Origin of the sequence: Rhodococcus sp. IEGM 1307 (assembly GCF_030056915.1) — a bacterium.
Taxonomy (GTDB): Bacteria; Actinomycetota; Actinomycetes; order Mycobacteriales; family Mycobacteriaceae; genus Rhodococcus_F; species Rhodococcus_F opacus_D.
This window is the reverse complement of record NZ_JASHKW010000014.1, coordinates 109,892-132,987: the sequence shown is the minus strand read 5'-3', so window position 1 is coordinate 132,987 and position 23,096 is coordinate 109,892. Positions and strand designations below refer to the sequence as shown.

The 23,096-nt window shown below is 68.8% G+C and carries 25 protein-coding genes; 10 read left to right on the top strand and 15 right to left on the bottom strand.

Annotation, left to right across the window (positions count from 1 at the left end):
• Positions 1–76: 76 nt before the first annotated feature.
• Complete coding sequence (locus QM841_RS25945) at positions 77–1,138, bottom strand: zinc-binding metallopeptidase family protein (protein ID WP_283334300.1); 1,062 nt, start codon at positions 1,136–1,138, stop codon at positions 77–79.
• A 111-nt stretch (positions 1,139–1,249) separates the two neighbouring features.
• The gene (locus QM841_RS25940) at positions 1,250–3,193 is read right to left on the bottom strand and encodes an acyl-CoA dehydrogenase family protein (RefSeq protein WP_105413685.1); all 1,944 of its coding nucleotides are present in this window, start codon (positions 3,191–3,193) and stop codon (positions 1,250–1,252) included.
• Positions 3,194–3,280: 87 nt separating this feature from the next.
• On the opposite strand from QM841_RS25940, the gene QM841_RS25935 reads away from it, so the two are divergent.
• Together QM841_RS25935 and QM841_RS25930 are read left to right on the top strand one after the other, a co-directional pair.
• The gene (locus QM841_RS25935) at positions 3,281–4,558 is read left to right on the top strand and encodes a glycoside hydrolase family 1 protein (RefSeq protein WP_283334299.1); all 1,278 of its coding nucleotides are present in this window, start codon (positions 3,281–3,283) and stop codon (positions 4,556–4,558) included.
• Positions 4,559–4,595: 37 nt separating this feature from the next.
• Positions 4,596–5,225, top strand: a complete 630-nt coding sequence (locus tag QM841_RS25930; RefSeq protein ID WP_283334298.1) for a LysE family transporter — start codon at positions 4,596–4,598, stop codon at positions 5,223–5,225.
• A gap of 51 nt (positions 5,226–5,276) precedes the next feature.
• Here the strand turns inward: QM841_RS25930 and nadC are convergent, their stop codons facing one another.
• The 3 genes from nadC to nadA are packed head-to-tail and all read right to left on the bottom strand — an operon-like array spanning position 5,277 to position 8,748.
• Positions 5,277–6,146, bottom strand: a complete 870-nt coding sequence (nadC, locus tag QM841_RS25925; RefSeq protein ID WP_283334297.1) for a carboxylating nicotinate-nucleotide diphosphorylase — start codon at positions 6,144–6,146, stop codon at positions 5,277–5,279.
• Positions 6,146–7,714, bottom strand: a complete 1,569-nt coding sequence (locus QM841_RS25920) for an L-aspartate oxidase (protein WP_283334296.1) — start codon at positions 7,712–7,714, stop codon at positions 6,146–6,148. The genes nadC and QM841_RS25920 overlap by 1 nt, the downstream gene beginning before the upstream one ends.
• Entirely contained in the window at positions 7,711–8,748 is a 1,038-nt protein-coding gene (nadA, locus tag QM841_RS25915) for a quinolinate synthase NadA (RefSeq protein WP_005247541.1), read from the bottom strand. Before nadA ends, QM841_RS25920 begins: the two co-directional genes overlap by 4 nt.
• A 78-nt stretch (positions 8,749–8,826) precedes the next feature.
• Here nadA and QM841_RS25910 point away from each other — a divergent pair, with 78 nt between their 5' ends.
• Entirely contained in the window at positions 8,827–9,552 is a 726-nt protein-coding gene (locus QM841_RS25910) for an NUDIX hydrolase (protein ID WP_283334295.1), read from the top strand.
• Between the two features lie 19 nt (positions 9,553–9,571).
• Here the strand turns inward: QM841_RS25910 and QM841_RS25905 are convergent, their stop codons facing one another.
• Positions 9,572–10,171: a TetR/AcrR family transcriptional regulator gene (locus QM841_RS25905; protein ID WP_283334294.1), complete on the bottom strand. Its 600-nt coding sequence runs from the start codon at positions 10,169–10,171 to the stop codon at positions 9,572–9,574.
• An 83-nt stretch (positions 10,172–10,254) separates the two neighbouring features.
• On the opposite strand from QM841_RS25905, the gene QM841_RS25900 reads away from it, so the two are divergent.
• A complete protein-coding gene (locus QM841_RS25900) occupies positions 10,255–11,067 on the top strand; it encodes an SDR family NAD(P)-dependent oxidoreductase (RefSeq protein WP_283334293.1) in 813 nt (270 codons plus the stop codon).
• Here the strand turns inward: QM841_RS25900 and QM841_RS25895 are convergent.
• The 3 genes from QM841_RS25895 to bioB are packed head-to-tail and all read right to left on the bottom strand — an operon-like array spanning position 11,057 to position 12,910.
• Entirely contained in the window at positions 11,057–11,614 is a 558-nt protein-coding gene (locus QM841_RS25895) for a DUF2567 domain-containing protein (protein ID WP_283334292.1), read from the bottom strand. The genes QM841_RS25900 and QM841_RS25895 overlap by 11 nt on opposite strands.
• Positions 11,615–11,624: 10 nt before the next feature.
• Positions 11,625–11,900 carry a biotin synthase auxiliary protein BsaP gene (gene bsaP / locus QM841_RS25890; protein ID WP_283334291.1) on the bottom strand — a complete coding sequence of 92 codons (276 nt, stop codon included), beginning with the start codon at positions 11,898–11,900 and terminating at the stop codon, positions 11,625–11,627.
• Entirely contained in the window at positions 11,897–12,910 is a 1,014-nt protein-coding gene (bioB, locus tag QM841_RS25885) for a biotin synthase BioB (protein WP_005260291.1), read from the bottom strand. Before bioB ends, bsaP begins: the two co-directional genes overlap by 4 nt.
• A gap of 153 nt (positions 12,911–13,063) precedes the next feature.
• Here bioB and QM841_RS25880 point away from each other — a divergent pair, with 153 nt between their 5' ends.
• From QM841_RS25880 to QM841_RS25865, 4 genes are all read left to right on the top strand, one after another.
• Positions 13,064–13,693 carry a TetR/AcrR family transcriptional regulator C-terminal domain-containing protein gene (locus tag QM841_RS25880; protein ID WP_283334290.1) on the top strand — a complete coding sequence of 210 codons (630 nt, stop codon included), beginning with the start codon at positions 13,064–13,066 and terminating at the stop codon, positions 13,691–13,693.
• 77 nt (positions 13,694–13,770) lie between these two features.
• Positions 13,771–14,901: a lipase family protein gene (locus tag QM841_RS25875; RefSeq protein WP_283334289.1), complete on the top strand. Its 1,131-nt coding sequence runs from the start codon at positions 13,771–13,773 to the stop codon at positions 14,899–14,901.
• A 59-nt stretch (positions 14,902–14,960) separates the two neighbouring features.
• The gene (locus QM841_RS25870) at positions 14,961–15,698 is read left to right on the top strand and encodes a FadR/GntR family transcriptional regulator (RefSeq protein WP_283334288.1); all 738 of its coding nucleotides are present in this window, start codon (positions 14,961–14,963) and stop codon (positions 15,696–15,698) included.
• Positions 15,695–16,366, top strand: coding sequence for a sterol desaturase family protein (locus QM841_RS25865; RefSeq protein ID WP_283334287.1), 672 nt, complete (start codon positions 15,695–15,697; stop codon positions 16,364–16,366). Before QM841_RS25870 ends, QM841_RS25865 begins: the two co-directional genes overlap by 4 nt.
• Positions 16,367–16,427: 61 nt before the next feature.
• Here QM841_RS25865 and QM841_RS25860 read toward each other — a convergent pair whose 3' ends face one another.
• The 4 genes from QM841_RS25860 to QM841_RS25845 are packed head-to-tail and all read right to left on the bottom strand — an operon-like array spanning position 16,428 to position 20,240.
• The gene (locus tag QM841_RS25860; RefSeq protein ID WP_105413673.1) at positions 16,428–17,177 is read right to left on the bottom strand and encodes a succinate dehydrogenase/fumarate reductase iron-sulfur subunit; all 750 of its coding nucleotides are present in this window, start codon (positions 17,175–17,177) and stop codon (positions 16,428–16,430) included.
• Between the two features lies 1 nt (position 17,178).
• Positions 17,179–19,113 (bottom strand): fumarate reductase/succinate dehydrogenase flavoprotein subunit, encoded by a 1,935-nt coding sequence (locus QM841_RS25855; protein ID WP_283334286.1) that lies wholly within the window; start codon positions 19,111–19,113, stop codon positions 17,179–17,181.
• A 21-nt stretch (positions 19,114–19,134) separates the two neighbouring features.
• The gene (sdhC, locus tag QM841_RS25850) at positions 19,135–19,959 is read right to left on the bottom strand and encodes a succinate dehydrogenase subunit SdhC (RefSeq protein ID WP_283334285.1); all 825 of its coding nucleotides are present in this window, start codon (positions 19,957–19,959) and stop codon (positions 19,135–19,137) included.
• Positions 19,956–20,240 carry an Rv0250c family protein gene (locus QM841_RS25845; protein WP_009473700.1) on the bottom strand — a complete coding sequence of 95 codons (285 nt, stop codon included), beginning with the start codon at positions 20,238–20,240 and terminating at the stop codon, positions 19,956–19,958. Before QM841_RS25845 ends, sdhC begins: the two co-directional genes overlap by 4 nt.
• 173 nt (positions 20,241–20,413) lie before the next feature.
• On the opposite strand from QM841_RS25845, the gene QM841_RS25840 reads away from it, so the two are divergent.
• Positions 20,414–20,800, top strand: coding sequence for a VOC family protein (locus QM841_RS25840; protein WP_283334284.1), 387 nt, complete (start codon positions 20,414–20,416; stop codon positions 20,798–20,800).
• A 25-nt stretch (positions 20,801–20,825) separates the two neighbouring features.
• Positions 20,826–21,200 (top strand): VOC family protein, encoded by a 375-nt coding sequence (locus QM841_RS25835; protein WP_283334283.1) that lies wholly within the window; start codon positions 20,826–20,828, stop codon positions 21,198–21,200.
• A gap of 10 nt (positions 21,201–21,210) precedes the next feature.
• Here QM841_RS25835 and bioD read toward each other — a convergent pair whose 3' ends face one another.
• Together bioD and QM841_RS25825 are read right to left on the bottom strand one after the other, a co-directional pair.
• Positions 21,211–21,906 carry a dethiobiotin synthase gene (gene bioD / locus QM841_RS25830; RefSeq protein WP_283334282.1) on the bottom strand — a complete coding sequence of 232 codons (696 nt, stop codon included), beginning with the start codon at positions 21,904–21,906 and terminating at the stop codon, positions 21,211–21,213.
• Positions 21,903–23,054 (bottom strand): 8-amino-7-oxononanoate synthase, encoded by a 1,152-nt coding sequence (locus tag QM841_RS25825; RefSeq protein ID WP_283334281.1) that lies wholly within the window; start codon positions 23,052–23,054, stop codon positions 21,903–21,905. The genes bioD and QM841_RS25825 overlap by 4 nt, the downstream gene beginning before the upstream one ends.
• Between the last annotated feature and the right edge of the window lie 42 nt (positions 23,055–23,096).

Sequence of the window (23,096 nt, the reverse complement as noted above, 5' to 3'; positions counted from 1 at the left end):
CGGTGTCTCGGACGAGCGGACTGTTCGCGGAGAACAGGGCTCGACACCGATTATCCAGGATAGGCGCACCCCATTTTCACCGGTCGGCGGCCGACCGGGTTTCCGCCGGCACCGGTGCCGGCTCGTCCCACGCCGGGGCGGGCTGGATCAGGGAGTGGATGAACCGCATCTTCTCCAGCACCGCGGCCGGAAGCACGAACGGATACAGGTCGTGGTGGCCCATCGACCTGTTCAGCTGGTTGAGCGCCCACGACAGCGGCAGCCACCAGTCGATGATCTGATCGAACCCCACGTCACCGCTGAGTTCGCTGCTCGTCGTCGCCCCGGCGGGCGCCATCGCGAAGGCTGCCGCCGTGTCCAGGGCATCGCGGATGTGCAGGTAGTGCGCGAAGGTCTCCGCCCAGTCCTCGGCGGGGTGCATCGTGGCGTAGGACGACACGAAGAGTCGGCCCCAGCCCTTCGGCGCACCCTCGCGGTAGTGGCGTTTCAGCGCGGCCTGGTAGTCGACGTCCGGATCCCCGAACAGTTCCTCGAACCGGGCGCGCTCGTCGTCGCCCCGGATCAGCATCACCTGGTAGTAGTGCCCGATCTCGTGCCGGAAATGGCCGACGAGCGTGCGATAGGGCTCGTCCATCTCGACGCGCAGCTGTTCCCGGTGCACGTCGTCGCCCTCGGCCAGGTCGAGGGTGATCACCCCGCCGGCGTGCCCGGTCACCACCCGGGTCCGTGCGCTCGACAGCAGGTCGAAGGCCAGCCCGGTGCCCGGGTCCTCGAACTTGGGGACGATCGGGAGACCGAGCTCGTCGAGTTCGAGAACGACCCGCCTCTTGTTGGTCTCGGCGGTCGCGAACGCGGCTATGCCCTCGTCGTCACCATCCGCGGGACGCGTCCGCGTCAACCGGCACGACGTGCACAGGCTCTGGACGTCGTCGTTCCGGACGAGCCAGTTGCACTTCGCCGTGCCGGCATTCGCGCACCGCACCCAGGTTTCGCCGTCCACCTCCGCCCGGTCGGCGCCGTCGAGGACGACGATGGACCGGCTCGGCAGGTGGAATCCCAGGGCGCTGTCACATTTCAGGCAGAGACTGTTCTCGAACGACAGTCGTTGGCCGCATTTGCGACACATGAAGCTACGCACTGGTGTTCCCTCGGCTCGTCCCGCCCGCGTCCGAGAACGCAGGCGGGTGCCACGCTGGTGTGCGCGTCTCCTCGGAGGGTACCGCCGAGCCGGGGCGCCGAACCCGAGGGCCTAGAGGCGGGTGGAGTGCAGGAACCTCCTCGCCAGGTTTTCCTCGGTGGAGGCGCCGGGGGTCCACTCGGTGATCCACGGACCGGTGCCTTCGCTGGGGTCGACCACTCCCCGCTCCAGCCACGCATACCGTCCCTCGAGGATCGAGTGCGCGACCTGCTTGTCCACGTCGTCGGTGTTGTGCCACAGACCGTCGAACAGTTTCTCGACCCGCAGCGCCGCCTGCCGGCAGAACACGTCGGCGAGTTCGTAGGCGGCCGCACCCTCGGCCTCGTTCTCCTCGCGCTGCATCTCCGCCTTGACGCACGTGGCGGACATCGCGAACAGTTCGGCGCCGATGTCCACGACCCGGCCGAGGAAGCCCTGCTGCTTCTCCAGCGCCGCCTGCCACCGGGCCATCCCGTAGAACGTGGAGCGGGCCAGCTTGCGGGAGTGCCGTTCGACGAACCGCAGGTGCTTGGCCAGGACGCCGAATTCGCTGTATGACGTCGGCACCTGCCCCTTGCCTGCCACGAGTTGCGGCAGCCACTTCGCGTAGAAACCGCTCGCCTTGGCGGCCGCGCGGGCCTTCGCACCGGTGTCGGCGTGCGGGTCCGCGAGATCGCCCGCCGCCGTGAGGTGCGCGTCCACGGCCTCGCGCGCGACCAGCAGCCGCATGATCTCGCTCGAGCCCTCGAAGATCCGGTTGATGCGCAGGTCGCGGTCCAGCTGCTCCACCGGCACCGCGCGTTCACCGCGGGCGGCCAGCGACGCCGCCGTCTCGTATCCGCGGCCGCCGCGGACCTGGATCAGCTCGTCGGAGATGACGCAGGCCATCTCGGACGACCACAACTTGGCGAGCGCCGCCTCGATCCGGATGTCGTTGCGACCCTCGTCGTTCATCTGCGCCGACAGGTCCACCACGGCCTCGAGGGCATACGTGGTCGCGGCCATGAATGACAGTTTGTTGGCGACGGCAGTGTGCTCGGCGATCGGCTTGCCCCACTGGACGCGGACGCCCGACCATTCGCGGGCGATCTTCAGCGACCACTTCCCGGCCCCGGCGCACATCGCCGGAATCGCCAGCCTGCCGGCGTTGAGGGTGGTGAGCGCGATCTTGAGTCCGTCGCCTTCCCGGCCGATCAGGTTCTCGGCCGGGACGCGAACCTTGTACATGCGGGTGACGCCGTTCTCGATCCCCCGCAGTCCCATGAACGCGTTGCGCCGTTCGACGGTGATGCCCGGGGTGTCGGCCTCGACGACGAAGGCGGAGATGCCGCCGCGGTGGCCTTCGCTCTTGGGTACCCGCGCCATGACGACGAGCAGTTCGGCGACGACGCCGTTGGTCGTCCACAGCTTCACGCCGTCGAGCTCGTAGGCGGCACCGCCCTCGATGGGGGTCGCGGAGGACGCCAGCCGCGCGGGGTCGGAACCGACGTCGGGTTCGGTGAGGAGGAAGGCGGAGATGGCGCCGCGGGCGCAGCGCGGCAGGAACTCGCGCTTCTGCTCGGGAGTGCCGGCCAGCTTGAGCGGTTCGGGGACGCCGATCGATTGATGCGCGGACAACAGGGCGCCCAGGCTCGGATGCACCGAGGCGACGAGCATCAAGGCCCGGTTGTACGCGACCTGCGAGAGTCCGAGGCCGCCGTACTCCTCCGAGATCTTCAGGCCGAAGCACCCGAGGTCGGCGAGACCGCGGACGTATTCGTCGGGAATGCGCGACTGGGACTCGATGACGCTGCCGTCCATCTCCTCGCAGTAGGCGCGGAGGCGAATGAGGAATTCCTCGGCCTTGGCGGCGTCCTCGGTGGCCGGGCGGGGGAAGGGATGAACCAGATCCAGCCGGAACCGTCCCAGAAACAGTTCTTTCGCGAAGGAGGGTTTGTCCCAGCCGGATTCCCTCGCCTCCTCCGCGACCGCTCGTGCTTCTTCCTCGGTGACCTTCGGAGCTGAGGTATCGACCATGACGCGCCTCCTACTGGCGGGTAGTCCTACTCACCAGTATCACCCAATCGGCGCACTCGGGACAGCGTTTCCGCTACTCTTCGGCCGATGCGGACTCCCTCGCGACTCCTGGGCGCCGGCGCGGTCCTGCTGTGCTTGCTGGCGCCCGCGACCGCGGCGCACGCCGCCCCTCTCCCCGACGACTTCCTGTGGGGCGTGGCGACGTCCGGGTTCCAATCGGAGGGTTCCTCACCCGACAGCAACTGGCGGCGGTATTCCGACTCCGGACGGACCCACGACGCGATCGGCAACTCGGTCGACTTCCGTCACCGGTACACCGAGGACATCGCCCGCGCCGCGGACCTGGGTGTCGACGTCTTCCGATTCGGCGTCGAATGGGCCCGCCTGCAGCCCGCCCCGGGCGTGTGGGACGAGACCGAACTGCGGTACTACGACGACGTCGTCCACGAGATCACCAGCCGCGGCATGACCCCGATGATCACCCTCGACCACTGGGTGTATCCGGGGTGGGTCGCCGATCAGGGCGGCTGGGCCGACCCGGACACCGTCGACGACTGGCTCGCGAACGCGCAGAAAGTGATCGAGCGCTATTCCGGTCTCGGTGCGCTCTGGATCACGATCAACGAACCGACCGTGTACGTGCAGAAGGAGCTGACGTTCGGTGGCATCACCCCCGACCGGGCCCCGCAGATGCTCGACCGGCTCGTCGAGGTCCACCGCCGCGCCTACGACCTGATCCACGAAAACGACCCCGGCGCCCGGGTGAGCAGCAATCTCGCATACGTCCCGGCCGCCATGGACGCGCTCGACGCCACCTTCGTCGACAGGATCCGCGACAAGCTCGACTTCCTCGGCGTCGACTACTACTACGGCCTCTCCCCCGACAACCTCACCGCGGCACATGCGGTCACCGACGCCTTCTACGACATCAACCCCCAACCGGACGGCATCTACCACGCCCTGATGCGGTACACCGGAAAATTTCCGGGACTACCGCTGTACGTCGTGGAGAACGGCATGCCCACCGACGACGGGACACCGCGCCCGGACGGCTACACGCGGTCCGATCATCTCCGCGATCACGTCTACTGGCTGGAGCGGGCACGCGCGGACGGCGCCCCGGTGATCGGATACAACTACTGGTCGATCACCGACAACTACGAGTGGGGCACGTACCGTCCCCGGTTCGGCCTGTTCACCGTCGACGCGCTGACCGATCCCACCCTCACCCGCCGACCGACCGATGCGGTGACCACCTACGGGGACCTCGTCGCGAACGGGCTCCCGCCCGGCTACGGACCCGAACGCCCTGCCGCACTCTGTTCCCTCGTGAATCCGCCCCTCAGCTGCACCGATCCCCCGTAGAACGGGTGCCGCCCGGGGCGCGACGTACCATCACGTGGTGTCGTGGCAGATGTGGTGTGCAGTGCTCGGGGCCTCGTGCGTGATCAGTCTGTCCCCGGGGGCCGGCGCGATCGCGTCGATGGCCACGGGGATGCGGTTCGGGTTGCGTCGGGGCTACTGGAACATCGCGGGTCTCCAGCTGGGGTTGCTGCTGCAGATCGCGGTGGTCGCCGCCGGACTCGGGGCGCTGCTCGCGAACTCGACACTCGCCTTCTCGGTGATCAAGTGGTTCGGCGTCGCGTACCTGGTGTATCTCGGCATCCGCCAGTGGCGGGCGAGTGCGACCGACGTGTCCGGCGTCGACGGCCAGGTCGCCGAGACCAGCGGTCCCGCGATGACCCTGCGCGGCTTCCTGGTCAATGCCAGCAACCCGAAGGCCGTCGTCTTCATGCTCGCGGTGCTCCCACAGTTCATCACCCCGTCGGCGCCCCTGCTCCCCCAGTACCTGATCATCGCCGCCACCATGATCGCGGTCGATGTCGTCGTCATGACCGGCTACACCGGGCTGGCGTCGAAGGTCCTGCGGCTGATGCGGTCACCACGCCAGCAGCGCGCGACCAACCGGACGTTCTCCGGATTGTTCTTCGTCGCGGCCACGTTCCTGGCGACGGTGCGCCGCGCCGTCTGACCCGTGAGTACTTATCAACCGCGGGCGGTTGATAAGTACTCACGGGTGGGGTCACATGTCGAGGCCGAGATCCAGCACGGTGACGGAATGGGTGAGCGCACCGACCGCGAGGTAGTCGACTCCGGTTCCGGCGTACTCGGCCGCGACGTCCAGCGTGAGACCGCCCGACGACTCCAGCTTGGTGCCGGGGGCGTTCGCGTCACGGCGTTGCACGGCGATCTGCGTCTGCCAGAGCGGGAAGTTGTCGAGCAGCACCAGTTCGACGTTCTCGGCCAGCACCTCGTCGAGTTGCTCGAGGCTGTCGACCTCCACCTCGCACTCGATGTCCGGTGCCGCCGCGCGCACCGCCCGCAGCGCCGCCACCACCGAACCGGCGGCCGCGACGTGGTTGTCCTTGATCAGTGCCGCGTCGCCGAGCCCCATGCGGTGATTGACCCCGCCGCCCACCCGGACGGCGTACTTCTGCAGGCCGCGCAGTCCCGGCAGCGTCTTGCGACTGTCGCGGATCTTCGCGCCGGTGCCCTCGACCGCGTCCACCCAGGCGGACGTCGCCGTGGCGATGCCGGACAGGTGGCACACCAGATTGAGCATCGTCCGCTCCGCGGTGAGCAAACCCTGCGTGGGCGCGGTGACCGTCAGCACGGCCTGGCCGGGCGCGACCCGGGCACCGTCGGCGACCCGGTCGAGAACCTGGTAGCGGCCCGCCCCGATCACCTCGTCGAGCACCAGCAGTCCCACGTCGAGGCCGGCGACGGTGCCGTGCGCGCGGGAGACCACGGACGCCTTGGCCACCGCGTCGGCCGGGACCGTGGACGACGACGTCACGTCCGGTCCGTACCGCAGGTCCTCGTCCAGGGCGAGACGCACGAGCGCACGCACCTCGTCCGCGTCCAGACCGTCGGGAAGGACATGGTCGGACATCACAGCACTCCTGTCAGTTGGGGTTCGAGAAGCTCGAGTTCGCCGTCGCGCAGACGCACGTGCGTGCTGCGGCGCCACTCGTCGGACGTCTGCGGGTAGTCGCTGCGGGTGTGGCATCCACGACTTTCGGTCCGCGCCGCGGCAGCGAGTACCAGTGCGGACGCCGTCAGGGTCAGCGCGGCGTCTTCGAGCGCGGTCTCACCCTCGGGCACCGTGCGCGTCGCGCCGGCCAGGGCGGCGGCCACCGCCTCGAGTCCGGTGCCGTCCCGGACGACGGAGGCGTTGGCGGTCATCAACTGCTGCACCAGTTCCCGCGGTGCGGACGGCCGGGCACGCCGCTCGGGGTCGGTTGCCTCGACGCGGAGGCCGGCGCGTTCGACGCCCGCGGCGCCGACCCGCTCGCCGACCACCAGGCCTTCGAGAAGACTGTTGGAGGCCAGCCGGTTCGCTCCGTGCAGCCCGGTGCGGGCCACCTCGCCCGCGGCGTAGAGGCCGGGGACGGCGGTGCGCCCGTCGACGTCGGTGACCACTCCGCCGCACGCGTAGTGCGCGGCGGGCGCGACCGGGATCAGCTGTTCGCGCGGGTCGATCCCGGCTTCCAGGCACGAGGCCGTCACGGTCGGGAACCGCTGCGCGAAGCCGGACAGGTGACGCGCGTCGAGGTAGACGTGGTCGTGACCCAGTTCCCGAAGCCTCGACGCGATCGCCCGCGACACGACGTCGCGGGGGGCGAGGTCGCCGCGCGGATGCACACCCGCGGTCACCGATTCGCCGTTGGCGTCGACGAGGATCGCCCCCTCGCCGCGGACGGCCTCGCTGATCAGCGGACGCCGTCCGAGACCGCCGGGGGTGAACAGGACGGTCGGGTGGAACTGCACGAACTCGAGATCGGCGACGGCCGCGCCTGCGTCCAGCGCGAGAGCGACGCCGTCGGCGGTGGCTCCGGGCGGATTGGTGCTGCAGGCGTACAGCTGCCCGAGTCCGCCGGTGGCCAGGAGGACGGCCGGTGTGTGAACGACGCCGAGTCCGCGCGGCGAATCCACGAGCACGCCGGTGACGCCGCGCGCATCGGTGAGTACCCGTACGGCGCAACTGTCGAACAGGACCGGAAGCCCGGCGGCACCCAGGGCACGCTGCACCTCGGCGCCCGTGGCGTCCCCGCCGGCGTGAATGATCCGCCGGGTGCTGTGCCCGCCCTCGCGGGTGCGCGAGACGGCGCCGTCGCGGCCGCGGTCGAACACCGCGCCCAGGTCGGTCAACGCGGCCACGGCATCACGGCCGCCCGCGACGATCGACCGCACGGCGTCCTCGTCGCACAGGCCCACCCCGGCCTCGCACGTGTCGGCGACATGCGAGTCCACCGAATCGGTGACGGCGTCACCCACCACCGCGATACCGCCCTGCGCATACTGCGTCGCCGTGTCCGTCGCCCCGCCCTTGCTGACGGTGAGCACGGTCAGTCCGCGCAGCGAGGCGGTGCGGGCGGCCGTCAGTCCGGCCACCCCACCGCCCACGACCACGAGGTCGGCGTGCTCTTCCCAGGAAATCCCCCGGGCCGGGCTGCTCACTCGCCGCCGCCCGGGTTTCCGATCTCGATCATGCGCTGCACCGACTTGCGGGCACGCTCCGCGGTCGCGAGATCGACGTGAACCTCGTCCTTGCCCTCGAGCAGGCAGCGGAGCAGGGCCGCGGGGGTGATCATCTTCATGTACGGGCAGGACGCGCGGTCGTTGACGGCCTGGAAGTCGACCTCCGGTGCGGCCTTGCGCAGCTGGTGCAGCATTCCGACCTCGGTGGCCACGAGAACCTGCTTGGCCCCGGTCGCGCGGGCGGCGTCGAGCATCCCGCCCGTCGACAGGATCTTCACCTTGTCCTCGGGCACGAACCCTTCACCGGCCAGGTAGAGAGCCGAGGTGGCGCAGCCGCATTCGGGGTGCACGAACAGTTCGGCACCGGGGTGCGCCTTGGCCTGCGCGGTGAGCTCGTCGCCGTTGATGCCGGCGTGGACGTGGCACTCACCCGCCCAGATCTGCATGTTCTTGCGGCCGGTGACGCGCTTGACGTGTGCGCCGAGGAACTGGTCGGGAAGGAACAGGACCTCACGGTCGGGGTCGATCGACGCGACCACGTCGACGGCGTTGGACGACGTGCAGCAGATGTCCGTCAGACCCTTCACCTCGGCGGTCGTGTTGACGTACGACACGACGACGGCGTCGGGGAACTCCGCCTTCCACTCACGCAGCTGATCGGCGTTGATCGAGTCGGCCAGCGAGCAGCCGGCGCGCTCGTCCGGGATCAGCACCGTCTTGGCGGGGCTGAGGATCTTCGCGGTCTCGGCCATGAAGTGCACGCCGCAGAACACGATGGTGTCCTCGGGGGCCTCGGCCGCGATGCGCGAGAGCGCGAGGGAGTCGCCGACGTGGTCGGCCACGTCCTGGATGGCGGGCAACTGATAGTTGTGCGCGAGGAGGGTCGCTCCCCGCTCACGCGCCAGCCGTTTGATCTCGGCAGCCCACTCTTCGCTCGCCTCGACGCCCGCGTAACCGCCGGGACCGTCCTGAATCTGCGGGTTGGTACCCGCCCACAACGTCGTGGTCGTCATGGCTTGCTCCTTCACCGTGAACTCGGGCGGGCTGGCCCGAGTTTCCGCAATCGAGGTTTTCGACTTAGGATCGAAAACATGCCCAATAGTAACACCACGCATGAAGTGCTTACCGCGGTGTTCCAGGTTCGCCACTTCCCGGACCACATCACCGCAGGTCAAGGCGGTGATGCGCGTCACGCCGGCGAGCTCGCCGTGCTGCTGTGGCAACGGGCCCTCGACCCCCAGGCGGGCGCCTGGTCTCTGCCCGGCGGACTGCTCCGCGAGGACGAGGACCTCACCACATCCGCGCGACGCCAGCTTGCCGAGAAGGTGGACGTGCAGGAGGTCTCCCACCTCGAGCAGCTGTCGGTGTTCAGCGACCCCCATCGCGTGCCCGGCCCGCGCACCATCGCGTCGACCTTCCTCGGACTCGTCCCCCTTCCCGCCGACCCGCAGCTGCCGCCGGACACCGCGTGGCACCCGGTGTCCGCGCTCCCCGAGATGGCGTTCGACCACGGCACCGTCGTCCGGCACGCCCGGACCCGCCTCGCCGCCAAGCTCTCCTACACCAACATTGCGTTCGGCTTGGCCCCCGGCGAGTTCTCCATGTCGACGCTGCGCGAGATCTACTGCGCCGCACTCGGGTACCAGGTGGATGCGACCAACCTCCAGCGCGTCCTCGGACGACGTGGGGTGCTGACCCCCACCGGGAACACGGCGCCGTCGGGCCGCGCCGGTGGGCGCCCGGCCGCGCTCTACCGGTTCACCGACTCCACGCTGCGGGTGACGGACGAGTTCGCGGCGCTTCGACCGCCGAGCTGATCCCGCACGTCAGGCGGCCTCACGCCTGGGCGAGACCCCGCCAGAACGTGTCCGATGCGGTGGTGACGACTTCGTCCACCGGCGCGCCGTCGAGCATTCCGCCGGCGGCGAGGGTGGCGATCCCGTGGAACGTCGCGAACGCGACGAGGGCGATGCGCGACGCGTCCCCGGGCCCGATGTCTCCCGCGGCCTGGGCTTCGGTGACGATCCGGACCGTCAGGTCCATCGAGGCGTGGCCGGCCTCCACGACCCGGGAGGCGGCTCCGGGCGCGTGCTTGTTGCCGTACATCAGGGCCAGCAACTCCCGGTGTGCGAGTGCGAAGCTCACGTAGGCGCCGGCGAGCGCGGCGAAGCGGGCCCGGGCGTGCGGTTCCGCCTCCTCGACCGCGCGTTCGAGGGCGGCCGTGAGGCGCAGGAAACCGGACTCCGCGAGTGCGTCGAGCAGCGCCTGTCGGTCGCGGAAGTGCTTGCTGGGTGCGGCGTGGCTGACCCCGGCCTCGCGGGCGAGTTGCCGCAGGGAGAGTCCGTCGACGCCGTCCTTCTCGAGCGTGCTCTCGGCGCGCGCGAGCAGCACCCGGCGAAGACTCCCGTGGTGGTAGGGCTGTTCGGCGACGGGCATGCCGCCAGCCTAGCAAAATGTTGCCATTGACTACATAGATGGCAGTGACTACATTCGAAGGACACCCACCGCCAGGAGCAGACATGTCCTTCGACGTATCCGGAACCACCGTCCTCATCACCGGCGCCAGCGCGGGCCTCGGTGTCGAATTCGCTCGCCGGTTCGCCGGACGGGGTGCAGATCTCGTCCTCGTCGCCCGCCGCGCCGACCGGCTCGAACAACTCGCCACCGAGCTCCGCGGCGCGCACCACGTCTCGGTCACCGTGCTCCCGTTCGACCTCGCGACACCAGGCGCCGGGGAGCGGTTGCGCGGCGAACTCACCGCCCGCGACATCCGCGTCGACTCTCTGATCAACAACGCGGGATTCGGGACGCACGGAGATTTCGCTTCCGCCGACCTGGAGCGCCTCACCTCCGAGATCCAGCTCAACGTCACCACCCTCGTCGAGCTGTCGCACACGTTCCTGCCCGACCTGCTCCGGGGACGCGGCGCACTCGTGAACGTGGCGAGCACTGCCGCGTTCCAGCCGACTCCCGGCATGGCCGTCTACGGGGCGACCAAGGCGTTCGTCCTCAATTTCACGGAGGCGTTGTGGGCCGAGGCGCGAGGCACCGGCCTCACCGTGCTCGCCGTCTGCCCGGGCCCCACCCGCACCGAGTTCTTCGACGTCGTCGGCTCCGAGGACGCCGCCGTCGGCCGGATGCAGACCGCGGATCAGGTGGTGTCGACAGCCCTGCGCGCCCTGGACCGGCGCAGCACCCCGCCGAGCGTCGTCTCCGGGCTGATGAACTGGGTGTCGTCGGTCAGCACCCGATTCGCGACTCGCCGCATCGGCGCTCTCGCCAGCGGGCGCCTCCTCGGGGACGTGCGGATGCGGACGTCGGTCACGAGGTAAGCGTCGCGTCGCGCTCTTCCGGCTCGTCGAGTTCGACCGGGGGACCACTGACGCCGAGATCGTCGTACGGATTGAGCGCGGCGAGCACCAACGTCACGACGCAGGCGACGAGGGGCTGGAAGATCAGCACCAGCAAGGTCCCGATCCCTGGCGCGACCGCCACGACCGTGCCGGCGGTCGAGGTGTCGGGGTCGGGAAAACGCAGCGCCGCCACGCCGATTCCACCCAGCGCCATCACACCGGCCCCGACCACACTGCCCGCGAGAACCGCACCCAGCGCCACCGGGCCGCGACTTCTCCGCGCCGTCCACGCCGCGACCGCGGTGAGGATCCCGACCACCAGGCCCGCGCACGCGAACATCCCGATCGCATCGAACCGGTGCACGCTCTCCCCTGTCAGCGACACCCCGCGGTCGGGGGCGACGACCAGCAGGTGCTCGGGCGGTGCGAGGACTCCCCACAGCACCCCGGCGAGCGCGCTCGCCACCACCGTCCCACAGAAGATTCCGGCGGCAGATCGAAGCCTGAAGCGCGGGAGCGTGGTCACCCGTCCGACGCTACCGCCGTCCGCCGTAGATCGAGTCGAACACACCGTGGCGGGAACATTTCGCCCACCAGCCGTCCGGGCTGATCTGCACCACCATCCGGCGGCCGCACGCCTCGCAGAAGCGGGGCGGCTCGAGTCCCAGCTGCGCGGCGGTGGGCACGGCGTCGTCCACACCGGCCACCACGCGGCGGCCGGTGTACGGGTTGTAGCGCTCCTCGAGGCCGTCGACCCGGCCCTCGAGGCCGTCGGGGCGGTCGCCCATGGTCGCCTCTGCCATGATCGTCACAGGGTGTCGTTCAGGGCCTTGATCGGCATCTGCAGATCGACGAGCAGGTCGAGATCCTGTTCGGCCGGGCGGCCGAGGGTCGTGAGGTAGTTGCCGACGATGACGGCGTTGATGCCGCCGAGGATGCCCTGCTTGGCCCCGAGGTCGCCGAGCGTGATCTCGCGCCCGCCCGCGAAGCGGAGGATGGTGCGGGGCAGCGCGAGGCGGAACGCGGCCACCGACTTGAGGGCCTCGCTCGCGGGCAGGACCTCGAGGTCGCCGAACGGGGTTCCGGGACGCGGGTTGAGGAAGTTCAGCGGCACCTCGTCGGGTTCGAGTTCGGCCAGGTTGGCCGCGAACTCGGCGCGCTGCTCGAGGCTCTCCCCCATGCCGAGGATGCCGCCGCAGCACACCTCCATGCCCGCCTCGCGCACCATGCGGAGGGTGTTCCAGCGCTCGTCCCACGTGTGGGTGGTGACGACGTTCGGGAAGTGGGACTTCGACGTCTCCAGGTTGTGGTTGTAGCGGTGCACACCCATCGCGGCGAGCTGGTCGACCTGCTCCTGGGTGAGCATGCCCAGCGAGCAGGCGATCTGGATGTCGACCTCGTTGCGGATCGCCTCGATGCCGGCAGCGACCTGGGCGAGCAGCCGCTCGTCGGGGCCGCGGACGGCGGCGACGATGCAGAATTCGCTTGCGCCGGACTTGGCGGTCTGCTTCGCAGCCTCCACGAGCGACGGAATGTCGAGCCACGCCGCACGCACCGGCGACTGGAACAGGCCGGACTGCGAGCAGAAGTGGCAGTCCTCGGGGCAGCCGCCGGTTTTGAGGCTGATGATGCCCTCGACCTCGACCTCGGGTCCGCACCACTTCATGCGCACGTCGTGCGCGAGGGCGAGCAGTTCCTCGAGCCGATCGTCGGGAAGTTGCAGGACCTCGAGCACCTGACTCTCGTTCAGCGCGTCACCGCGCTCGAGAACCTGCTCACGCGCGAGGGCGAGGATGTCTGTCTGTACCGGGGCCGATGTCACACGTATCTCCTGGAAAACGGGCCGATCACGTGCCGTGAATCGACGGAACCGAAAAATTGAACACCGTACAAGTTGAACGGTGTTCACGTTAGATCCGTGGTGGAATACTGTCAAAGCCGGGCGGGCTTTTCGACGAGATTGGGAGATCACACAGTGCAGTTGCGACGCGGCGACGTACTCGACGGCGCAATGGCCATCCTCGACGAGTTCGGCCTCGCCGACCTCACGATGCGGAGGCTCGCGACGGCTCTCGGCGTGCAGCCGGGCGCCCTGTACTGGCATTTCCCCAACAAGCAGACCCTGCTCGGGGCGCTCGCCGACAAGATTCTCGAAGACGTCGACGCCCCGGTCACGGCCCCCGGCTGGGACGCGGAATTCACCGAACTGGCCCATCGACTCCGCACCGCACTGCTCGCTCACCGCGACGGCGCCGAACTGGTCTCCGCCACGTACGCGTCGCGCATGACCAACTCCCGGGTCCGGGAAAGCTTCGCAGCAGTCGGCCTGCGATCCGGACTGTCCCGCGAACACGCGGAACTGTCGTCGTACTCGCTGCTGTACTACGTCCTCGGCCACACGGTCGACGAGCAGTCGCGGGCGCAGATGGAGTCGGCAGGCGCCCTCACCCGGGCCGCCCTCTCCCCCGACGCCCCACAGTCTCCGATCGCGGCGTACGACGGGGACCTCCTCGACGGCGATCCGGCGGTCCGGTTCGACTTCGGCCTGTCGCTGTTCGTCGACGGAATTCGCGCACGCTTGAAAGACTCCGCCCACCGACCCTGAGCGCGCACAATTGAGTCGACGCCGCGTCGGCCACTCGAGGACCGCGCGGCGCCTCCGACGGCCCAGGGACGGACGCGATGACGTCTTCACTCGGCCGCCGCACCGGAACGGTTCTCGCGGCGGCACTCGCACTGTCGCTCCTCGGCGCGCCCACCCCCTCGGCGGCACAGACCGCAGGCGGCGATCCGGGTGCGGTCGTCGTCGCGACGCCGGTGGCACCGGACGCGCGGCCGGCGGGCGTCGCCGACGCCACGTACGTCACCTACTGGACGACGGGGCCGATGGACGAACCCGCGCTCAGCACCGGCGCGGTTCTCCTGCCCCCCGGCGCGGCGCCACCCGGCGGGTGGCCCGTCGTGTCCTGGGCCCACGGCACGGTCGGTATCGCCGACAAGTGTGCGCCGACGGTGACGGGAAAACTCGTCGGACCGTACGTCCAGCACTGGCTCGACCAGGGATACGCGGTCGTCGCAACGGATTACGTCGGCCTCGGCACACCGGGTGTGCACCCGTACCTGGACGGCCCGACGGAGGCGCACAGCGTGATCGACATGGTGCGCGCGGCGCGGACCGTCACGCCGTCCCTGTCGAACCGGTGGGTCGCCCTCGGTCAGTCGCAAGGCGGCCATGCCGCTCTCGTCGCCGCGTCGATGGCCACCACGTACGCACCCGAACTCGACTTCCGCGGCACCGTCGCCACCGGCGCCCCGTCCAATCTGGAGAATCTCGCGCCGCTCGTCGGCCCGGGTTTCCCGGACGTGCCCCTCACCGGGAGCACGGTGTTCGTGGCGTACGCGCTCGCCGGATTGCGGGCGTCGCGGCCCGACCTCGACGTCGACAGCTACCTCACACCGCTCGGCGTCGACGTCCTGAATCGCGTCGAATCGCTCTGCTACGAGGAGGCGGCCCCGCAACTCGACGGCATCTCGATCGGCCAGTTGATGTCCCGTCCCCTCGACGACCCGGTGGTGCTGGCAGCGCTACGCACCACGCTGGGCGTGCCCGTGCGGGGCTACGACCGGCCGCTGTTCATCGGGCAGGGCCTGTTCGACGACGTCGTCCCGATTCCTCTTGCCTGGAAACTGACGGCGGACCTCGCCGCGAACGGGCAGCAGTTCGTGTTCCGGACGTATCCGACCGGCCATCTCTACACCATGCCCGCCTCCCTGCCCGACACCAGCGCGTTCGTCCGAAGCCTGTTCGGCTAGCAAAATTCACTGGTAAGACCACTTGACCTCTTACCTATTGCCGCCCTAGTGTCGTGATCATGATGTTCGAGCCGATCGCGCGGAAATCCGCTTCCACCGAAGTCTTCGACCAGATCACCGCGCGTGTGCTGGGCGGCGACCTCGCCGCCGGCGACGCCCTGCCGAGCGAACGACGACTCGCCGAAGCCTTCGGGGTGTCCCGGCCCGCGGTCCGGGAAGCGATCCAGAAGCTGGCCCAGGCCGGACTCGTCGACGTCCGGCAGGGCGACGCCACCTCGGTCCGCGACTTCCGCCAGCACGGCGGACCCGAACTGCTGTCCCAGCTGCTCGTCCGCGACGGCATCCCCGATTGGGCGGTGGTGCGCAGCGTTCTCGAGGGCCGGCGGATGATCGGCGTGCAGGTCGCCCGGCTCGCCGCCGGCCGGGCCACCGACCAGTCGGGTGCCGCTCTCCGCGAAGCCGTGGATCGTCTCGCCTCCGACAGCGACCCGGTCGCGCAGCAGGTCGGCGCCCTGGCCTTCTGGGAGCGTGTTGTCGACACGGCCGATTCCATCGCATTCCGGCTCATCTTCAACAGCCTCCGCAACGCGTATGAACCGACCATGACGGCGATGGCCGCAGTCATGGTCGCGGAAGTCGGACGCACCGACCTATACCACCAGCTGGCCGAGGCGATCACCGCCCACGACGAAGTCGCCGCGGCACAGACCGCCACCACACTCCTCGACCTCGGCACGGCCGCCGTCACGGCCGTGATCGACGCACTGCACCAGAACGATTCGGAGAAGGACACATGACCACGAAACCTTCCGCAGATCGCCGCCAACGCAGGTCGATCGCCCTCCGCGACGCCGCAGACCAGTTCCGCCGACACCCGTCCCCGTGGATGATCGGCGGCATGCTGGTCGCCGCGGTGGCCGCCCGCCTGATCGTCGGCGACTGGCAGCCGACCGACGCCGTGCTTCCGCTGGTGATGCTGGCCGTGTTCCCGTTCGCCGAATGGGTCATCCACGTCTGCATCCTGCACTGGAAACCCCGAAAAGTCCTGGGCCTGACCGTCGATTCGCTGCTCGCCCGGAAGCATCGCGAGCATCACGTCGACCCCCGGGACGTACCGCTGGTCTTCATCCCGTGGCAGACGTTGACGTGGCTGATTCCCGTTCTCGTGGCCCTCTCGCTGCTCGCGTTCCCGCGCATCGGACTCGGACTGACGTTCCTGGTGGTGCTGAGCATTCTGGGCATCCTCTACGAATGGACGCACTACCTCATCCACAGCGACTACAAGCCGAACTCCCGCCTGTACCGTGCGATCTGGCGCAACCACCGCCATCACCACTACAAGAACGAGCACTACTGGTTCACCGTCACCACCTCGGGAACCGCCGACCGGATCCTGGGCACCGACCCGGACCCCGAATCGGTCGAGAAGTCGCCCACCGCACGCAACCTCCACGCCGTGCGCTGACGCACCCGTGAGTACTTATCAACGTCGGGCGGTTAATAAGTACTCACGGGTGCCGGAGGCGCTAACCGCGGCGAAAGAGCTTGTTGCCCAACCAGACGATGGGGTCGTACCGTCGATCGACCACCCGCTCCTTCATCGGAATGATGGCGTTGTCGGTGATCTTTATCCCCTCGGGGCACACCTCGGTGCAGCACTTGGTGATGTTGCAGAGCCCGAGGCCGAACTCTTCCTGCGCCGCGTCACGACGGTCGGCCGTGTCGAGTGGATGCATCTCCAGTTCGGCGACGCGGATGAAGAAGCGGGGGCCGGAGAACGCCGGCTTGTTGTCGTCGTGGTCACGGATGACGTGACAGGTGTTCTGGCAGAGGAAGCACTCGATGCACTTGCGGAATTCCTGCGACCGTTCGACGTCGACCTGCTGCATCCGATACTCGCCCGGCCCGAGCCCCGGGGGCGGGGTGAACGACGGGATCTCCCGCGCCTTCGCGTAGTTGAACGACACGTCGGTGACGAGATCCCGGATGACCGGGAACGCCCGCAACGGCGTGACCGTCACCACCTCGTCTTCCGTGAACGTCGACATCCGCGTCATGCACAGCAGCCGTGGCTGGCCGTTGATCTCCGCGGAACACGATCCGCATTTGCCCGCCTTGCAGTTCCATCGCACCGCCAGGTCCGGGGTCTGCGTCGCCTGCAACCGGTGGATGATGTCGAGCACCACCTCACCTTCGTTGACGGGAATGGAGTAGTCCTGGAGGGCGCCGCCGTCCGCGTCGCCGCGCCAGACCCGGAACTGCGCGTCGTAACCCATCTCAGGCCTTCCTTCCCGGGTGTCCCGCGAGTTCGGCGTCGGTGTAGTACTTGGCGAGTTCGTCGATGTCGAAGAGCTCCAACAGCTCTGCGCGCATCGGGAGCTGGAGCTCGCGGGTGACGGTGACGTCCGGCACCACCGAATCGGGATGTGCGGACATGTCGCCGACCACGCTGCACACCAGCAGGGTGTTGCGCCACTCCGCCTCCATGCTCGGGTGGTCGTCGCGGGTGTGCCCGCCGCGACTTTCCGTGCGCAGCAGCGCCGCCTGGGCCACGCATTCGCTGACCAGCACCATGTTCCGCAGGTCGACGGCGAGGTGCCATCCCGGGTTGAACTGGCGGTGCCCCTCCACCTCCACGCCCCCGATGCGGCCCTTGATCTCGGTGAGCTTCTCCAGGGCACGGACGATCTCGTCTTCCTTCCGGATGATGCCGACGAGGTCGTTCATGGTCTGCTGCAGTTCGGTGTGCAGCGTGTACGGGTTCTCGGTGGCGCCACCCTCCCCGACCGCGGGATCGAACGGCGACAACAACATCCGCGCCGCCGCATCGACGGCGTCCGCGGACACGACCGGCCGGTCCTCCAGCGACTTCACGTACTCCGCCGCCCCCAGTCCGGCGCGGCGCCCGAACACCAGGAGGTCGGACAACGAGTTGCCGCCGAGCCGGTTGGAACCGTGCATCCCGCCCGAGCACTCCCCCGCGGCGAACAGCCCCGCGACGCTGGACGATCCGCTGTCGGGGTCGACTTCGATGCCCCCCATCACGTAGTGGCAGGTGGGCCCGACCTCCATCTGCTCCTTGGTGATGTCGACGTCGGCGAGTTCCTTGAACTGGTGGTACATCGAGGGCAGCCGCCGAACGATCTCGTCGGCGGGCATCCGTGAGGCGATGTCGAGGTACACGCCGCCGTGCGGGGTCTGCCGTCCGGCCTTGACCTCGGAGTTGATCGCCCGGGCCACCTCGTCGCGGGGCAGGAGATCCGGTGTGCGGCGGTTGTTGTCGGAATCCTTGTACCAGCCGTCGGCCTCTTCCTCGGTCTCCGCGTACTGCCCTTTGAAGACCGGCGGGATGTACGAGAACATGAACCGCTCGCCCTCGGAGTTCTTCAGGACCCCGCCGTCACCGCGGACGCCTTCCGTCACGAGGATGCCCTTGACGCTGGGCGGCCACACCATGCCGGTGGGGTGGAACTGCACGAACTCCATGTTGATGAGGTTGGCGCCTGCACGCAAGGCGAGGGCGTGACCGTCGCCGGTGTACTCCCACGAGTTCGACGTCACTTTGAACGACTTGCCGATCCCGCCGGTGGCCATGACGACGGCGGGGGCCTCGAACAGGACGAAACGTCCACTCTCGCGCCAGTATCCGAACGCACCCGAGATCCGGTCGCCGTCCTTGGTCAGCTCGGAGATGGTGCACTCGGCGAAGATCTTGATCCGGGCCTCGTAGTCTCCGGTGGCGGCGAAATCTTCCTGCTGCAGCGACACGATCTTTTGCTGCATGGTGCGGATCAGTTCGAGTCCGGTGCGGTCACCGACGTGGGCGAGCCGCGGATACGTGTGACCGCCGAAGTTACGCTGGCTGATCCGGCCGTCGGGGGTCCGGTCGAACAGGGCCCCGTACGTCTCGAGTTCCCACACCCGGTCGGGAGCCTCGCGGGCGTGCAGTTCGGCCATTCGCCAGTTGTTGAGGAACTTGCCGCCGCGCATCGTGTCCTGGAAATGGGTCTGCCACGTGTCCTTCTCGTTGGCGTTTCCCATCGCGGCGGCGCAGCCACCCTCCGCCATGACCGTGTGCGCCTTGCCGAACAGCGACTTGCAGACGACGGCGACGGACAGGCCCTGTTCCCGGGCCTCGATGACCGCTCGCAGTCCGGCGCCGCCGGCACCGATGACCACGACGTCGTACTGGTGCCGTTCGACTTCCGTCATTCCACTCCCTCTTCGATGAAGTCAGTTGATGAGGCGCAGGTCGGAGATGGTCCCGCTGGCCACGAGCATCACGTAGAAGTCGGTGACGATCAGTGTGGCGAGGGTGGTCCAGGCGAGCTGCATGTGCCGGGTGTTCAGTGTGCTGACCCAGGTCCAGAGCCGGTACCGGATCGGGTGCTGGGAGAAGTGGGTGAGCCTGCCGCCCATGACGTGCCTGCAGGAATGGCAGGAGACGGTGTACGCCCAGAGCAGGATCACGTTGCAGACCATGATGAGTGTGCCGAGCCCGATTCCGAATCCGCCGTCGGCGCCGTGGAACGCGCGGATCGCGTCGTACGTGTTGATCAGCGAGACGACGAGTGCGACGTAGAAGAAGTAGCGGTGTGCGTTCTGGACGATCAGCGGCAGGCGCGTCTCACCCGTGTAGGTGCTATGGGGTTCCGCGACCGCGCACGCGGGCGGCGAGAACCACACCGACCGGTAGTAGGCCTTGCGGTAGTAGTAGCAGGTGAGCCGGAAGCCGAGCAGGAACGGCAGCACCAGGAACCCGAGCGGGATGATCATCGGCAACTCGCCGATGGGTGTCCCGAAGTCGCTCGAACCGGGCACACACGAATCGCTCAGGCACGGCGAGTAGAACGGCGTCAGGTAGTGGTAGTCCTCGACGAAGTACGCGGTGCGGACCCACGAGCGGATCGATGCGTACACCACGAAGACGGACAGGCCGAGCACCGTCAGCAGCGGGGCCAGCCACCACCGGTCGGTGCGGAGCGTGCGTTCCGCTATCCGGGCACGCGTCGGCGCCCCCACACCGGCACTTTCGGAATCCTTCGGCGGCGCGCTCATCCGCGCTCGTAGTGGAGCCCGCCCAGCCCCTCGTCATCGATACCGAGCCACATCGACGCGTCGTACGGGGTGTCCGACACCTTGATTCGCTCCACCGGTTCGCGGTGGACGACGTTCGGTGGCGAGGAGTCGAGTTCCCGCGCGTCGATCTCGAGCCGCTCCAGATCGTTGCTCAGTCGCCGCACGGATGCGGCGTCGCCGTACATCGATCGCAACGAACCGACAGCGCGCCGAAGGCGGTCGATGGTGCGATTCAATTCGAGCATTTCGGAGGTCGACATGTGACCCCTCCCAACCCAGCCGGATGTAGCCGTGACATGAATCACACTACCGATATTCGGAGGGGACGGTGCCGCTTTCGGAACCTCGAAAACTCCGTTGCGATGAATTTCTCGGGGCGGCCGAGTCCATATCTGCAGGACCACCGACAACGCACACCCACCGGGAGGACATCATGGCCGACGCCACGATCGGAAGCATCCTGCTCGCGAGCACTCACCCCGACCGACTGCGGGACTGGTACACCGCCGCGTTCTCGCCGAAGGTCGAACGCACCCCCGGCGAACCGGGCTACGACGTCCTCGACTTCGACGGCTTCTACATCATGCTCGACCGGCGCGACGACGTCGGCGACACCAATCCCGAACCCGGCCGCGTACTCCTCAACGTCGAGGTCACCGACGCCCGCGCCGCAACACACCGGATCGACGAACTCGGTGCGACGTGGTTGTCCCCGCTGGAGGATCGTGACGGCAGCTGGTTCGGCACCGCCGTGGACCCCGACGGCAACTACGTCCAGATCATCCAGCTCAGCGCGCAGGCGCGGGCCGAGATGTCCTGACCGACAGCACGGAAGGAGAACAGACATGTTGAGCAATGCGCGAGCATTCAGCGGTTTCGCCGTCGACGACATCGCCGCGGCCCAGTCCTTCTACACCGACACCCTGGGCCTCGAGGTCACCGAGGAGGAGATGGGACTACTGGGCCTGCATCTCCCGAAGGGGCCGGTGGTGCTGATCTATCCCAAGCCCGACCACACGCCGGCGACGTTCACCATCCTGAATTTCGCCGTGGACGACGTCGAGAAGGCCGTCGACGCGCTCACCGAACGTGGGGTCCGGTTCCTGCGGTACGACGGCTTCGATCAGGACGACAAGGGGATTATGCGCGGCAACGGTCCCGACATCGCGTGGTTCACCGACCCCGCGGGAAACGTGCTGTCGGTGCTCGCCGAATCCTGACCGCCCCAGCTCAGAGCCGCGTGAGCGTCGACTTCAGCCAGGTGCTGTCGAACCACGTGGATGCGGCCGCACCGAACGAGGCAGAGGCCAGGCGTCCGCTGCCTGCGGGCACCGAGCCGACGACGTCGACCCCGGTCACGGCGGGCAGGTCGTCGAGATTGCACCGCTCGGCGAGCCCGGGCTCGTCCGGCCACGACCCGATCACCGTTCCGGCGCAGGCGAGACCGGCCGCCGACAGTCCCCGGATCGTGAGCTCGGTGTGGTTGAGCGTGCCGAGGCCTGCCGCGGCGACCACGACAGCCGGTGCGTCGAGGGCGAGCGCGAGATCGACGAGCGTGAAGCCCTCGGCGCCCAGCCGCACCAGCAGGCCGCCTGCACCCTCGACGAGCACCAGATCGTGCCCGTCGTCGAGCGCGCGGACCGTCTCGACCACGTCGGCGCACCGCAGCATCGGCAGGCCGCTGCGCCGGGCCGCGGTGTCGGGGGCGAGTGGTTCGGGGTAGCGGGCCAGCTCCACCACCGCCGTCACACCGGACAGTCTGGTCACCTCGACCAGATCGCCCGGCTCTCCCGGGGCGACGCCGGTCTGCGCGGGCTTGCACACCGCCACGGACAGGCCCGCTTCATGTGCAGCCGCCGCGAGCGCCGCCGTGACCACCGTTTTGCCGACATCCGTCGACGTGCCGGTGACCACCAGGATGCTCACGCCGACGCTCCCGCCAGGACGTCCGTCAGCACGGCTTCGATCCGCGCCAGTTCGTCCTCATCGAGCGTCGCGCGCGCGGTGAGCCGCAGACGCGACGTGCCTTCGGGCACCGACGGGGGCCGGAAGCAGCCGACGTGCAAGCCCTGTTCCCGGCAGGCGGCGGCTGCGTCGACGGCGCGTTGCGGGTCGCCGAGGATCACGGAGACGACGGCGGACTCGGGTGTCCCGGCGCCGGTGAACCGGGCGAGATCCCGCGCACGGTCCAGGACGGACTCCGCACGGTGGGGTTCACGCCGCAGAACGGCGAGGGCCGCCCGTGCCGCGCCGACGGCCGCTGGGGCCAGGCCGGTATCGAAGATGAACGTGCGCGCGGCGTCGACGAGATGCGCGCGCACCTTCTCCGACGCCAGCACCGCACCGCCCTGGCTGGCCAGCGACTTCGACAGCGTGGCCGTGACGACGATGTCGGGTTCGCCCGCGAGACCCACCTCGTGCACGAGTCCGCGGCCCCCTGCGCCGCGGACTCCGACACCGTGCGCCTCGTCCACGACGAGGAACGCGCCGTGCTCGCGGCACACCCGGTGGAGGTCGACGAGGGGTGCGAGATCCCCGTCCGCGCTGAACACCGAGTCGGTGACGACCAGCGCCCGCTCCTCCGGCCGGGTGGCCAGTGCGCTGCGGACGAAGTCGAGATCGGAATGCGGTGCGACGGCCACGCGGGCCCGCGACAGCCGACACGCGTCGACCAGTGACGCGTGGCTGCCCGCATCGGAGACGATCAGCGATCCGGCGCCGGACAGCGCGGTGACGGCACCGAGATTCGCGGTGTACCCGGAGGAGAACACCAGCCCGGCGTCGGCGCCGACGAACTCGGCGAGTTCGGTTTCGAGGAGTTCGTGTTCGGTGGTCGATCCCGTGACCAGACGCGAGCCGGTGGCCCCCGCACCCCAGCGGCGCAGCGCGGTCATCGCGCCGTGCAGCACCTCCGGGTGCCGTACGAGACCGAGGTAGTCGTTGGACGCCAGATCGATGAGCGCGTTGCCGGGCGTGCGTGGACGCAACTCGCGGCGCAGTCCCGCGGCGCGCCGCTGGTCCTCGACGTCGTCGAGCCAGGTGGTGAAGGTGCGGTCGGTACTCACCCCCGGCACGATACGCGACTTGAACGGTGTTCAACCCGGGTGGGCCCGGTT